Here is an 11,763-nt window from a genome sequence, read left to right as displayed (position 1 = left end):
TGATTCGTTACGGTGAGAATAGCAAAAGGGCAGAGCCAGTGGCCCTGCCCTTATCAGTTATCAGGCCTCAGGTTCCTGATCCGGTACCGGTGGCACCACTACGCCTTCACGCGGCGCTTCAGGATTCGGCGCTGGCAAATTCATCAACTTCGCCAGAATGCTCGCCAGTTTCAGGCGCATTTCCGGACGACGGACGATCATGTCGATGGCGCCTTTCTCGATCAGGAATTCACTGCGCTGGAATCCTGGCGGCAGTTTTTCGCGAACGGTCTGTTCGATAACACGCGGACCGGCAAAGCCGATTAACGCTTTCGGTTCAGCGATGTTGAGATCGCCCAGCATGGCGAAACTTGCAGAAACACCGCCCATGGTCGGGTCGGTCAGCACGGAGATGTACGGCAAGCCGCGCTCCTGCATTTTTGCCAGCGCCGCAGAGGTTTTCGCCATCTGCATCAGCGACATCAGTGCTTCCTGCATACGTGCGCCACCAGAGGCGGAGAAGCAGATCAGCGGGCAGTTATCTTCCAGCGCCTGCTCAACGGCACGTACGAAACGTGCACCTACCACAGACCCCATGGAACCGCCCATAAAGGCGAACTCGAATGCCGCAGCGACAACCGGCATTCCATACAGGGTGCCTTTCATCACCACCAGCGCATCTTTTTCGCCGGTTTCTTTCTGCGCAGATGCCAGACGGTCTTTATATTTCTTGGAGTCACGAAACTTCAGCACATCTTTCGGCTCAAGCTCGCTACCCAGCTCCACAAGGCTTCCTTCATCTAACAGGCTATGCAGGCGATTACGCGCTGTCATACGCATGTGATGGTCACACTTCGGACAGACCTCAAGATTACGTTCCAGCTCAGCGCGGTATAAAACCTGACCGCAGCTATCACACTTAGTCCACACACCTTCAGGAATGCTCGCCTTGCGGGTGGGAGTAATGTTGCTTTTAATTCGTTCAATCCAGCTCATTAGGGACCTTTCTGTCTGAACCTGGTTCGATGCCAGTTTTATCTTTGGGGACGCATAATGCCATTTTTGCCCCCAACAGACCATGAATGTTGCACATTAAAACATAACAGCCCGAAACTTTGGATAAAAAAGTGGTCGAACCGCGGAGTTACTTTTTATTTTGCGGCGCGTGCCGCAGCGCGTTTGTGACGGATAATTTCGATGACGCCCGGCAAAATGGAAACCACAATAATCCCGACGATCAGCAGCTTAAGGTTATCCTGAACCATCGGAATTGTACCGAAGAAATAGCCTGCGTAGGTAAAAAGCAGTACCCACAACAGTGCGCCGATCACGTTATAGGCAGCGAAATGACGGTACGACATGTGGCCCATCCCTGCGACAAAGGGGGCAAACGTTCTGACGATCGGCACAAAACGGGCGAGAATAATGGTTTTGCCGCCGTGTTTTTCATAAAACTGATGAGTTTTGTCGAGATAGCTACGACGAAAAATTTTCGAGTTCGGATTACTGAATAATTTCTCACCGAACAACCGTCCTATGGTGTAGTTGACCGCATCACCAACAATCGCGGCAATTAACATCAGTACCACCATCATATGAACATTGAGATCGTTGGTTTCAAGCGAGGCCAGTGCCCCTGCAACAAACAGCAGCGAATCTCCCGGTAAGAACGGCGTTACCACCAGACCGGTTTCACAGAACAAAATCAAAAACAGGATGGCATAAACCCAGACGCCGTACTCTGCGACCAGTTCTGCCAGATGCACGTCAATGTGCAGGATAAAATCGATGAGGAAATAAATCAGGTCCATATTAGCCTATGCCTTGTACTCGTTATCTCTCAGGCCGTAACTACGTTGGCTACAGCCTGAAATTTTCCGAGCTTTATTCTCGTTAGTCCGCCAGAAATAGCGGGCCCATTGGCGGTTTTGGAAGATCAAACCGGTCAGGGTAATCCACCGCGACCAGATACAGCCCTTCCGCTTTTGCCGTTGCTGCCGCCAGCGTTCTGTCCTTTGCTGCCAGCAGTTCTGCTATCCAGCTCTCCGGCTGGTTGTTGGCACCGACTTCCATCAGGCTGCCGACAATATTCCTCACCATATGATGTACAAAGGCATTTGCTTTGATATCTACCACCACATAAGGACCGTGACGCGTGACGTTAATATGCATAACGTTGCGCCACGGGGTTCGGGACTGGCACTGCACCGCACGGAACGAGGTGAAATCATTCTCGCCCAGCAGGCATTGCGCGGCCCGATGCATCCGTTCAGCGTCCAGCGGTTCGTAAAAATGGGTTACCCCTTTACTCAGCACTGCCGGACGCAGCCGATGATTGTAGATGATGTAGCGATAACGGCGAGCCGTGGCGCTAAATCGGGCATGAAAATCATCAGGTACAGCTTTAACCCAACGCACGGCGATGTCACCAGGTAAATTCGCATTTACGCCCAACGTCCACGCAGCGTCTTTGCGCTGCGCGGTCGTTTCGAAATGCACAACCTGCCCTGTACCGTGTACGCCTGCGTCGGTACGCCCGGCGCAGAAGACGGTGATCGGTTCGTTCGCCACCTGGGAGAGCGCCTTTTCCAGCTTCTCCTGTACACTGCGTACTTCGTTCTGCCGTTGCCAGCCGTAATACTTACTACCGTCGTACTCAATGCCCAGCGCAATTTTGTAAACTGGCGATTGTTGCTGGTCGGACATTAGTACAGATACTCCTGCACCAGTTTCTCGGCGATTTTTACTGCCATCAGCGCGCCGCCAAAGCGAACATTATCGGCCACTGACCAGAACTGGACTTGCTCCGGCATACCGTAGTCATTGCGTACACAGCCAACGGAAAGATGCGGCGTACCAGAAGCATCCCCCACCTGCGTCGGGAATTCGTTCTCTTCAGAGAGCACAATATCTTCGCCCTGGGCAAACGCATCACGCGCTTCTTCTGCCGCCAGCGGACGCAGTGCTTCAAAGTTGACCATCTGGGCATGACCGTAGAAAACCGGTGCCTGGACGACGCTTGCCGAAATCATCAGCCCTTCGTCTTGCAGGATTTTGCGTACTTCGTCAACGATACGACGTTCTTCACGCACGCTACCTTCACTATCCGGCAGTAACGGCAGCATGTTGAACGCCAGCTGACGACCGAAGAAATCCTCTTCATCAATCGGAATACCGTTCAACAGTTTCGCGCTCTGCCCTGCTAACGCATCGACCGCTTTTTTACCCTGGGCGGAGGCAGAAATCAGGCTGGTGACGCTGATACGTGACAAACCGCCCTGATCGATTAACGGTTTCAGTGCTGCCAACAGCTGGCTGGTCAGGCTGTCCGGTACGGCGATGACATTTCGGTTGCGGTAATCGGTCAGTACAAACGGGTTAACTTCCGGCACCACCAGCGGTACGTCAGGTTCGAGAGCAAACAATCCGCTGCTGTCGATCACCAGGCAACCTGAGTTGGTCGCTTCTTCAACCCAGGCAGCGGTAGCTTCTTTGCCTGCGACAAAAAACGCCAGTTGCGCCTGCGTCCAGTCGAATTCAGCGGCATCCTGCACGGTGATTGTCTTACCACCAAAGCGCAGTTGTTCGCCTGCGCTTTCGTTACGTGCCAGTGCATAAATTTCCCCAACCGGGAACTGACGTTCAGCCAGCGTTTCAAGCAGGGCTTCGCCCACAGCGCCAGTTGCGCCCAGGACGGCAATGTTCCAGCCTTCAGACATGGTGGTTTACTCCAGAAATAGCAAAGCTCCCTGCCAATATTACAGCAGAGAGCATGAAGAAGAGATTAACGTGCCGGATGATGAACGGCGTTAAAACCCAGTTTACACAGCAATGATGCCGCACTGGCGTCATCACAAATCACATACAGAGATGACCATTCACGGCGCTCAAGATAGTTTTTGCGCAGTTTATCGAACTCACCCGGTATCCCGGCGACTTTACGCAGCGGTGCGTCATCGCGGCGCACATCATACACCAAATGCACCAGCCTTTTCAGCGTCGGTTGATCGAGCGGACCATGCAGTGTAATACGGCCAAATTCTGGCGCGGGTAGCAACGTATCAAGCGCAACGTGTTGCTCATGCCCAATAAACTTGCTATACGCTTCAAATACTTGCGTAGTGCCACGGGCTTTACCTTCGAGGGTGTAGCCCGCAATATGCGGCGTGCCGATATCCACTTTTTTCAGCAATTCTACGTTGAGTTCCGGTTCGCCTTCCCAGACATCCAGCACTACGCTTAACTTCTGCCCTTCATTCAGACAGGTCAACAGGGCAGTATTATCGACGACTGCGCCACGGCAGGCGTTAATCAAGATCGCTCCCGGCTTCAGGTTACGAATCAGTTTTTCGTCCGCCAGATGCAGCGTTTTGTACGGTCCGTCTTTAAAGAGTGGCGTATGGAATGTCAGGATATCCGCATGCTGGACTAATTCATCCAACGAACGGAAATCGCCCTCATCCCCACGATCGGCACGCGGCGGATCGCAAAGCAAGGTTTTGATCCCCAGCGCTTCCAGTCGCGCCTGTAAACGCCGACCAACGTTACCAACGCCCACGATCCCCACGGTACGCTCATGCAGTGAAAATCCATCGCGTTCAGCAAGCATCAGCAGTGAGGAGAAAACATATTCCACCACAGCAATCGCATTACAGCCAGGTGCTGCGGAAAAACCAATTCCCGCCTGCTTTAACCATGCTTCATCGACATGGTCGGTTCCCGCTGTGGCTGTGCCAACAAATTTAATGGGTTTTCCTGCCAGCAAAGATTCATTCACTTTCGTGACCGAACGCACCATCAGCGCATCCGCATCTGCCAGTTGAGCTACTGGGATTGGACGCCCCGGAACCGCAGTCACCTCACCCAAACGGCTAAATAAGTCGCGGGCATAAGGCATATTTTCATCAACAAGGATTTTTAACCCTTTTTCAGTCTCTGACAATCTAAGGCTCCTTTATCAACAAACGCCCATTTGCAAACTGCTGTTTAATCTGAAAAAACATTAATAATCATACAGATAACAACATAACCATTTAGACGGGCAATACTGAAAAATTGTTATTCAGTATCGCCCTTTAAGCCGTTTCAGGCTATATAAAATTAATCCCCCGTGGACACTGCGTGGACACTTACGCCACCTTTCAGCGGATTAAGGGCCACCGCATCCTGCAGGTAATCCGGTGCAAAATGCGCATATGCCATTGTTTGCTGAATGGTTGCGTGACCAAGAATCTTCTGAAGCGCAATAATGTTTCCTCCGTTCATCACAAAATGGCTGGCGAACGTATGCCGCAGCACATGTGCAGCCTGGCCTTTTGGTAAATCGGGCTTAACTCTTTTCAGCGCCAGGCAGAATTCCCGGTACTTCACCTCAAACAAGCTGCCTGTTTCTCTGGTTTTGATCGCCTCACAAACTGCCTGCGAAATTGGCACTGTTCTCTTCCGGCCATTTTTGGTTTCAAGAAACGTTACACGGTTATGAACTATCTGTTCACCACGAAGCTTACAAGCTTCACTCCAGCGCGCCCCTGTGCTTAAACACAAAAGCGCAACACGCCAGTAGTCGCCCTCCAGTGTATCGAGCAATAGCGCCACTTCCTTCTGTGACAGGAACGCCATTTCTCGTGGAGATACATAAAGAATAGAAATTCCCCTTACTGGATGTTCTGCATCCCAAAGACCTATTTTTTTCAGCACGGTAAACATTCCGGATAACCGATTCATGTACCTGTTAGCAGATGACGGTTTCAATCCTTCAGCTATCTTTTGAGAACGCCACGCGATAATTTTCAGCTTATCAAGATCCACAGCCTGCATATCAGCGCCAAGCTCATTAATTATGTTGCGCAGTTGTTTTCGGTCTTCTTCCGCCTTACGCCTGTGCTGGCCGTGATACATCCACCACAACTCAAGCAAATCATTTAGCGTTCGACGATCACGGTAGCCCTGTATATATTCCCGCTTTTCAGCGTTCGCCATGATGTAGCGTTCAGTGGCCACCGCTACCGATTTTTTGTCAAATACCTTACGCACGCGCTTTCCCTTGCGTCCGTTCGGCCTGATGTCCAGCAAATAACGACCATCTTCGAGCTTCTTAATCGACATTACGAAGCCCTCCAATGAACCGCTCTACAATTTCTCCAGCCTCTTTCCAGCAATAATCAGACCAGACAAAAAGCAGGTCTAACCAGTTTTCTGGCCTCAGCGGGATAATTTTTGGATTGTTTCGGTTGAAACGCGATCTCCCTCCGAATTGCAGGAACCATCAAGAGAGAGAGCCGGAGAAATTTGCCCGACCTCCGGCATCGTTTCATCTGTTGATAACCAATAAGCATACTTCTTAAATTTAGGGTGTTTCGTAACCTTAAGTAAGGCACCCTCTGTTACTTGCTTCCCCCTCACCTCATAGTTAGTTACCGTCCCATAAGGCAGCCCAACACAATCCGCAAACTCCTGGCGGGTCATACCTTCTGCTTCACGAATCAGGCGAAATTTTTCACCCATGCTTGACAAAGATGCCATATCGGGCATATCCTCCATCGCAACATGCCACATCGGGCACAAACATAAAAACACTCAAATAAGCCGATATAAGCCATTTTGAGCCATTCGAACGAATTAGGGAGATTACCACAATGAGCGAATCAGAGCTTGGGGGGTTCATTCAGGTAGCACCATATCCACTTGAAGCGGTGCCATATCAACTATTCGCCAAGATGATCGGCCGCAAGGAATCCACAGTCAGAACCATGATTGACGCAGCAAAGCTACCGACAATTGACTTTGTGAAACCAGGTTCAGTAAAGACGCGTGCATCAGAAAACTGGGTATATCTGCCAGCATTTAACGAAGGCATGCGCAAAGCGTTTTTTGAGCAACCGAAAGAACGCCGCGACGCATGGTTGTTGTGGCTGGGACTTTAGTCATAAATGACCAGCCATATCATCAGCGCCATTCTGACCCTTGTTTTTATTGAGATAGGCGTAATAGAGATCTATTTGTTTCGCAAGTTAACGGGACATGAAGAACGCTTTATTGAACTCAGCATTGAATATATCGCCGCTTATACCAAAGGACTTTTCCCGGCAGCTATTGGGGCGATGTTTATAGCGTTTGTTATCTGGTTTATCGGGTGAGAAACCTGACAACCCACAACTACTGCAATGAGGGTAATTATGTGTGGCATGGACAAATTGGACCTTATGTTAATTGTAATACTATCAATTAACTTCGGTTACCTCTTAAGCGGCGCAATTCTCATGTGCGGAGGCAAACGAAAATGAACCAGCAGTCCGCAAAACGTGAAAACAATGCGATGCGATTTAATCGCAAATATTTTGAGTTCAGCCTCTATGCCGGAATAATTAAATCTGTACAGAGTCTTTAACATGAAACAGCAACGTAATTCACGCTTTCGCAATGGTGCAGAACGCCACGCTAACCGTTTTGCTACCAGTGCATCACGCAGCAACATCCGCTACAGCCTGAGTGATACACACGCAACGCCGGATGGCTACCCAGTAAAACAAATCGGCGAGCATGCCTGGCTGATTGAGAAAGCTGGAATCGTGATCCACAAATGCCCACACAATCCGTTTACCGGAAACCGCATTTTTGCTCTAAGCAGTGGCGACAATCAGTTCGGGCAGGATTTCACATTATACGAAGCACTTCGCACGGTTGATCGTCTGCTTCGCGGGCAAAGTTTTATTAAACAGGCTGATTTATAACAGGTGCTTTATGACCAAAGACCATGCACAAGGTGTATTTATCCGTTTTATTGATTTTCGCGGTGAACTGTTATTACGTGCATCCGCTATTGACGGAGTGACTCCGGCGGGTAAAAACGGAGCCGACGAAGCCACTTACGTTTATCTGAACGGCACGCGACTGCTTCTGGAACTTCCGTACCAGACCGTACGAGAAATCATTAGCGAAGCTGAAAAGGCACGCCAGGCTAATGGCGATGAACCCTATATCGAAATTATTTGTATGGATTCAGAAGCTGAAATACAGAAAGCAGATTAAAGGGCGTTGTGATGGGCAAAGAATATAAAACTCTCATTAACAAAGCACTTGAGCGTTTTTATTTTCGCTTAAGTGCATCAGGCGCTCATGCTGAACGTGCGGCCCGTGACTCATTGACCAGAGCAATCCGAAGTCTGTATGACGTGGCTTTTTACGCTGATGATCTGGATGCACTTAACGAACTTTCCGAGCTGATCTGTGCCGCAGAATGCGGGGAACATATTGAACCGTATAAGCTGGGGAATATCGCATGAGTATATTTATCTCATGGCTTGTTCTGATTATTTCGGTGGCCTGCGCTATTGGGATTATGCGAATTATTCATTCAATAAAAAAGATTGAACGTTTTTTCACTGGCGAATAACAGAGCAAATAAAACCACAGATAAAATAAGAAAATGTAAAAACAATCCGCATTAGCGGAGGTATTCGCACACGCCAAGGAGGCGTAATGGCAATTAAGCATTTTCCTGTCGTTCGTTTTACCTCCAGAGGGCGTGAATACGAAGTCGACGAACGCCTGATTACCACAATCGACAAACACCGTTCAGAAAAGGATGCACACCACATCTACCTCACTGACGGCACTTACTTCTGCGCCACCAACGTGGCGCGGGTGAATCTTATCCGACAGGTACAGGAGCCACGCAGATGACCATTCTGGACTACATCGCTACCCATCCGGGTTGTAGCGGCGGAGAAATCGCCGCAGCACTGAATACCCCAACCACAGCCATCAATGCTGAGTTACGCCGACTCTGGCGCGGCGGCTTAGTCATCAGAACAAACCGCAGCACAGGTGGTCGCGCTCGCAAAGCAGGAGGCCAAGCTTCTTACCACGTAAACCCGATGCCGTTCGGGTGTAGCAATCCACTTACTCACATGTTTAACCAGCTGCTGAAGGAAACCAGAGCATGAGCACCATCAATCACCAGAAGCTACGCGAACTGGCATTTGCCCTGCAACGAATGGCAACGCCTCAAAAATTACTGGTATTTCGCGCAATGCTCTCGCCGTCTGCTGTGCTGGCACTGCTGGATGAGCTGGAGCACGCCAGAACCACGGCTCCTGCCATTCGCCTGACGCTCCATCATGAAATCGCTGATTTCTGCGCGACGTTGAAGGCGCCAGGCGAACCGGAAACACCGGAAGCAATACAGCAAGAGCTGCTGCAACGCATTGACAAGGTTTTTGATTTTTTTCTGAACCAGTAAGAAACCAGAACATGCACACACAAAAAAACCGCTTGCCATGCCGCAATCAGTCAGGTTACATTTCCGCTGCACCTCACAAAACGGGTGTCGGGTTTCGCAGCCTGCTGACTACACAAGCGCACAACCGCGCCAGCGGTTTTTTTGTGCGTACTGTATTGCCACGTTTTTTTCGCGTCAGAATTATGGCGGGGCGTACGGGGCCGACTTCGGTCGGGCCGGGTTCTTGTGTAGCCGGTACTGCGAACCTCGTACGTCTCGCCACCCACAGTTTCGCAGCTCTGGATGGTGAGTTTTCACAACTTACTACACAAGGGGCCACACCATGGCAAACCGCAAACCACACCGCGCTATCGCGGAGCGTCGTCACATCCAGACTGAAATCAACCGCAGACTTTCCCGCGCATCACGCGTCGCGCAAATCATGCACATCAATATGCTGCATGAGCGCAGCCACGCACTATCAAACATTTATTCCGCCTCTGTTTTCAGCTATCTGGCGGATGATCTGCACTAGCTTCAACAGCTCATCCAGCAGCAAAACAAACTCCATTAATTCCTGTTCCGGGCCTTTCCTGCACCTTGCGGCGGGAGGCCTTCGCACATCTGTAACAAGAGGATTGCCGCAATGATTCTCGCCAACGACTTTCTTGAATACCTGCTCAACACAGAACGTGATCTTGCCGCTCGCGTGCGTGATCGTTATGACATGTACCTGAAATCCCTGCCTGTACCGCAGCTCGCTGACGGAAAGATTGTTATTGATGGTCGCTACATGATTGACAGCCACGAGGGAAATTACAGGCTTTACCGCATTGAAGGTGGCACCCCGTCCGTTATTGGCATTTACCAGCGCCCATCCTCTGCAATCGTCGATGTGATTGCCGACAGCATCCGCATCACACATCGCCATGCCGACACAGAAGACACCGTGCTGGAAATTCAGCGGCTGGCTACAGTCTGCCGCGACACCCTGAATGGCATGTCGAAGTAAATCACTATGACGGCAGAGTACATCAGGGACTGGCAACAACCGCGCCACGCAGTGGGGCGTGAAGGAACGGGGATCCCCGCTCCTGAATCCGCGCTTTCCTCCTGGCTGGATGCCTACCGGGTAGAGAACGAGCGCTGCCAGGAAATGGCTGATGCGGCGTTCTCCGCAACGCCGCTGGGCAACCTGATTAATAAAAGCCTGGACGCACAGGAAAAACAGGACAAAACCATCACACTGGCAGGAGACGCCAGAAAACAGGCACGCGGCGCGGTGGATGAAGCCATGGCTTCGCTGCGCCTGCTGCCGTCCTATCTGCGCGATCCGCTTATTCGCCACCTCTCCTTCCTGCGCAAAAAACAGGAAGCCGATCGTCAGAAAGGCAAAAAGAGCTGGCAGGCTGAACGCTACGCGCGCGGAAACCTGCGCAAAATATTCGAACGTCTGGAGCGCACCGATCACCGCTGGCTGACACAGGGTTATCGCTCCCTTGCCGGACGCGAACGCCTGGATGATTTGCTTTACCTGCCGCAGCTCAACCAGCACCAGATACAGACGCTGGCCACCATGACGGCGGCGATGTTCAGCAGCACCTTCGAAAAACTCTGCGATGGCTTTGGCGCGACCGATGGCGAACTGACCATGGATGTAACGCTGAAGGCGTATCAGATGCTGGCCCGCATGGCGTTACACCTGCACGCCATGCCGCCACATTACGAAGCTCTGAACAAGAGCGATCCGGATACGGAACTGTTACCGGGCGCAATCCTTCGCCTGACCTGTGCGGAATGGTGGAAACGCAAACTGTGGCTGTTACGTTGCGAGTGGCGGGAAGAACAACTCCGCGCCGCCTGTCTGGTTTCCAGAAAAACATCGCCCTATCTGAGCCAGGACGCGTTAAGCGAGTTTCGCGCACAGCGCGAGAAAACACGCGATTTCCTGAAAAGTTTCATGCTGGAAAACGAAGACGGGTTCACGATTGATCTCGAGACAGTGTATTACGCGGGAGTAAGTAACCCGGTTCACCGTAAGGCAGAAATGATGGCCACCATGAAGGGGCTGGAACTTCTGGCCGAAGCCCGTGGCGACAAAGCGGTGTTTCTGACCATCACCTGCCCGTCAAAATACCACGCCACAACAGAGAACGGTCATCCGAATCCCAAATGGAACGGGGCCACCATGCGCGACTCCAGCGATTACCTGGTTAACACGTTTTTTGCGGCGGTCCGCAAGAAACTGAACCGCGACGGCCTGCGCTGGTATGGCATCCGCACGGTGGAGCCTCACCATGACGGCACCGTGCACTGGCATATGATGGTCTTTGCTCATCCGGAAGAAATCGACACCATTGTGTCCCACACCCGCGATATTGCCATTCAGGAAGATCGTCACGAGCTGGGTGATGATATTACCCCACGCTTTAAGGCGGAGTACGTCGACGGCTCAAAAGGCACGCCAACCAGCTACATCGCCACCTACTGTCACGAACGGTGCAATAGTGATCCACACCCAACGCCTGAAATCAGATCCAGGGGGTAATCTGCTCTCCTGATTC

Annotated in this window: 18 protein-coding genes and 1 pseudogene; 12 read left to right on the top strand and 7 right to left on the bottom strand. The window is 51.2% G+C overall.

The annotated features are described in order from the left end of the window. Nucleotides 1–60: 60 nt before the first annotated feature. The 7 genes from accD to ATB02_RS21015 all read right to left on the bottom strand — a co-directional run bounded on the left by accD (nt 61) and on the right by ATB02_RS21015 (nt 6,501). Entirely contained in the window at nt 61–975 is a 915-nt protein-coding gene (gene accD, locus ATB02_RS21045) for an acetyl-CoA carboxylase, carboxyltransferase subunit beta (RefSeq protein ID WP_000118404.1), read from the bottom strand. 155 nt (nt 976–1,130) lie between these two features. Further along, nucleotides 1,131–1,790: a DedA family protein gene (locus ATB02_RS21040; RefSeq protein WP_000364335.1), complete on the bottom strand. Its 660-nt coding sequence runs from the start codon at nt 1,788–1,790 to the stop codon at nt 1,131–1,133. Between the two features lie 82 nt (nt 1,791–1,872). Next, nucleotides 1,873–2,685 (bottom strand): tRNA pseudouridine(38-40) synthase TruA, encoded by an 813-nt coding sequence (gene truA / locus ATB02_RS21035; RefSeq protein WP_105272180.1) that lies wholly within the window; start codon nt 2,683–2,685, stop codon nt 1,873–1,875. Beyond that, nucleotides 2,685–3,698 carry an aspartate-semialdehyde dehydrogenase gene (locus ATB02_RS21030; protein ID WP_001289165.1) on the bottom strand — a complete coding sequence of 338 codons (1,014 nt, stop codon included), beginning with the start codon at nt 3,696–3,698 and terminating at the stop codon, nt 2,685–2,687. The genes truA and ATB02_RS21030 overlap by 1 nt, the downstream gene beginning before the upstream one ends. Nucleotides 3,699–3,763: 65 nt before the next feature. Beyond that, the gene (gene pdxB / locus ATB02_RS21025; RefSeq protein WP_089705591.1) at nt 3,764–4,921 is read right to left on the bottom strand and encodes a 4-phosphoerythronate dehydrogenase PdxB; all 1,158 of its coding nucleotides are present in this window, start codon (nt 4,919–4,921) and stop codon (nt 3,764–3,766) included. Between the two features lie 158 nt (nt 4,922–5,079). Continuing rightward, nucleotides 5,080–6,084, bottom strand: a complete 1,005-nt coding sequence (locus ATB02_RS21020) for a phage integrase (RefSeq protein WP_000023404.1) — start codon at nt 6,082–6,084, stop codon at nt 5,080–5,082. Nucleotides 6,085–6,180: 96 nt separating this feature from the next. After that, a complete protein-coding gene (locus ATB02_RS21015; protein WP_001390705.1) occupies nt 6,181–6,501 on the bottom strand; it encodes a helix-turn-helix domain-containing protein in 321 nt (106 codons plus the stop codon). A 113-nt stretch (nt 6,502–6,614) separates the two neighbouring features. Here ATB02_RS21015 and ATB02_RS21010 point away from each other — a divergent pair, with 113 nt between their 5' ends. The 12 genes and pseudogenes from ATB02_RS21010 to ATB02_RS20955 all read left to right on the top strand — a co-directional run. Next, nucleotides 6,615–6,902, top strand: a complete 288-nt coding sequence (locus ATB02_RS21010) for a Cox family DNA-binding protein (RefSeq protein ID WP_000004249.1) — start codon at nt 6,615–6,617, stop codon at nt 6,900–6,902. Between the two features lie 6 nt (nt 6,903–6,908). Beyond that, nucleotides 6,909–7,115, top strand: coding sequence for a hypothetical protein (locus tag ATB02_RS21005; RefSeq protein WP_000200503.1), 207 nt, complete (start codon nt 6,909–6,911; stop codon nt 7,113–7,115). Between the two features lie 252 nt (nt 7,116–7,367). Then, the gene (locus tag ATB02_RS21000; protein ID WP_000813360.1) at nt 7,368–7,709 is read left to right on the top strand and encodes a DUF4761 family protein; all 342 of its coding nucleotides are present in this window, start codon (nt 7,368–7,370) and stop codon (nt 7,707–7,709) included. 10 nt (nt 7,710–7,719) lie between these two features. Continuing rightward, nucleotides 7,720–8,007: a hypothetical protein gene (locus ATB02_RS20995; protein ID WP_000158965.1), complete on the top strand. Its 288-nt coding sequence runs from the start codon at nt 7,720–7,722 to the stop codon at nt 8,005–8,007. 11 nt (nt 8,008–8,018) lie between these two features. After that, nucleotides 8,019–8,261: a DUF4754 family protein gene (locus tag ATB02_RS20990; protein WP_000514277.1), complete on the top strand. Its 243-nt coding sequence runs from the start codon at nt 8,019–8,021 to the stop codon at nt 8,259–8,261. Then, nucleotides 8,258–8,371: a hypothetical protein gene (locus ATB02_RS26245; protein WP_000021652.1), complete on the top strand. Its 114-nt coding sequence runs from the start codon at nt 8,258–8,260 to the stop codon at nt 8,369–8,371. The genes ATB02_RS20990 and ATB02_RS26245 overlap by 4 nt, the downstream gene beginning before the upstream one ends. An 86-nt stretch (nt 8,372–8,457) precedes the next feature. After that, the gene (locus ATB02_RS20985) at nt 8,458–8,661 is read left to right on the top strand and encodes a hypothetical protein (RefSeq protein ID WP_000985157.1); all 204 of its coding nucleotides are present in this window, start codon (nt 8,458–8,460) and stop codon (nt 8,659–8,661) included. Continuing rightward, nucleotides 8,658–8,924: a MarR family transcriptional regulator gene (locus ATB02_RS20980; protein WP_000153703.1), complete on the top strand. Its 267-nt coding sequence runs from the start codon at nt 8,658–8,660 to the stop codon at nt 8,922–8,924. The genes ATB02_RS20985 and ATB02_RS20980 overlap by 4 nt, the downstream gene beginning before the upstream one ends. After that, complete coding sequence (locus ATB02_RS20975; RefSeq protein ID WP_000104314.1) at nt 8,921–9,220, top strand: hypothetical protein; 300 nt, start codon at nt 8,921–8,923, stop codon at nt 9,218–9,220. Before ATB02_RS20980 ends, ATB02_RS20975 begins: the two co-directional genes overlap by 4 nt. A 322-nt stretch (nt 9,221–9,542) precedes the next feature. Continuing rightward, a complete protein-coding gene (locus tag ATB02_RS26770; protein WP_000013440.1) occupies nt 9,543–9,734 on the top strand; it encodes a hypothetical protein in 192 nt (63 codons plus the stop codon). A gap of 111 nt (nt 9,735–9,845) precedes the next feature. Next, on the top strand, nt 9,846–10,211 hold the full coding sequence (locus ATB02_RS20960; RefSeq protein WP_000599381.1) for a hypothetical protein: 366 nt from the start codon (nt 9,846–9,848) through the stop codon (nt 10,209–10,211). Nucleotides 10,212–10,217: 6 nt separating this feature from the next. Continuing rightward, a pseudogene (locus ATB02_RS20955) lies at nt 10,218–11,708 on the top strand (replication endonuclease); the annotation flags it as partial. Nucleotides 11,709–11,763: the final 55 nt, after the last annotated feature.

It is taken from the genome of Escherichia sp. MOD1-EC5189 (genome assembly GCF_002966045.1).
Taxonomy (GTDB): Bacteria; Pseudomonadota; Gammaproteobacteria; order Enterobacterales; family Enterobacteriaceae; genus Escherichia; species Escherichia coli_F.
This window is presented reverse-complemented; position numbering and strand designations above follow the sequence as displayed.

Bases quoted from the DNA above. Each gene is read 5' to 3' on its own strand.
- ATB02_RS21030 (WP_001289165.1), bottom strand. From the start codon at position 3,698: ATGTCTGAAGGCTGGAACATTGCCGTCCTGGGCGCAACTGGCGCTGTG.
- ATB02_RS21040 (WP_000364335.1), bottom strand. From the start codon at position 1,790: ATGGACCTGATTTATTTCCTCATCGATTTTATCCTGCACATTGACGTG.
- ATB02_RS20975 (WP_000104314.1), top strand. From the start codon at position 8,921: ATGAGCACCATCAATCACCAGAAGCTACGCGAACTGGCATTTGCCCTG.
- accD (WP_000118404.1), bottom strand. From the start codon at position 975: ATGAGCTGGATTGAACGAATTAAAAGCAACATTACTCCCACCCGCAAG.
- ATB02_RS20990 (WP_000514277.1), top strand. From the start codon at position 8,019: ATGGGCAAAGAATATAAAACTCTCATTAACAAAGCACTTGAGCGTTTT.
- ATB02_RS21015 (WP_001390705.1), bottom strand. From the start codon at position 6,501: ATGGCATCTTTGTCAAGCATGGGTGAAAAATTTCGCCTGATTCGTGAA.
- ATB02_RS21000 (WP_000813360.1), top strand. From the start codon at position 7,368: ATGAAACAGCAACGTAATTCACGCTTTCGCAATGGTGCAGAACGCCAC.
- ATB02_RS20960 (WP_000599381.1), top strand. From the start codon at position 9,846: ATGATTCTCGCCAACGACTTTCTTGAATACCTGCTCAACACAGAACGT.
- ATB02_RS21005 (WP_000200503.1), top strand. From the start codon at position 6,909: ATGACCAGCCATATCATCAGCGCCATTCTGACCCTTGTTTTTATTGAG.
- truA (WP_105272180.1), bottom strand. From the start codon at position 2,685: ATGTCCGACCAGCAACAATCGCCAGTTTACAAAATTGCGCTGGGCATT.
- ATB02_RS26245 (WP_000021652.1), top strand. From the start codon at position 8,258: ATGAGTATATTTATCTCATGGCTTGTTCTGATTATTTCGGTGGCCTGC.
- ATB02_RS20995 (WP_000158965.1), top strand. From the start codon at position 7,720: ATGACCAAAGACCATGCACAAGGTGTATTTATCCGTTTTATTGATTTT.
- ATB02_RS26770 (WP_000013440.1), top strand. From the start codon at position 9,543: ATGGCAAACCGCAAACCACACCGCGCTATCGCGGAGCGTCGTCACATC.
- ATB02_RS20985 (WP_000985157.1), top strand. From the start codon at position 8,458: ATGGCAATTAAGCATTTTCCTGTCGTTCGTTTTACCTCCAGAGGGCGT.
- ATB02_RS21020 (WP_000023404.1), bottom strand. From the start codon at position 6,084: ATGTCGATTAAGAAGCTCGAAGATGGTCGTTATTTGCTGGACATCAGG.
- ATB02_RS20980 (WP_000153703.1), top strand. From the start codon at position 8,658: ATGACCATTCTGGACTACATCGCTACCCATCCGGGTTGTAGCGGCGGA.
- ATB02_RS21010 (WP_000004249.1), top strand. From the start codon at position 6,615: ATGAGCGAATCAGAGCTTGGGGGGTTCATTCAGGTAGCACCATATCCA.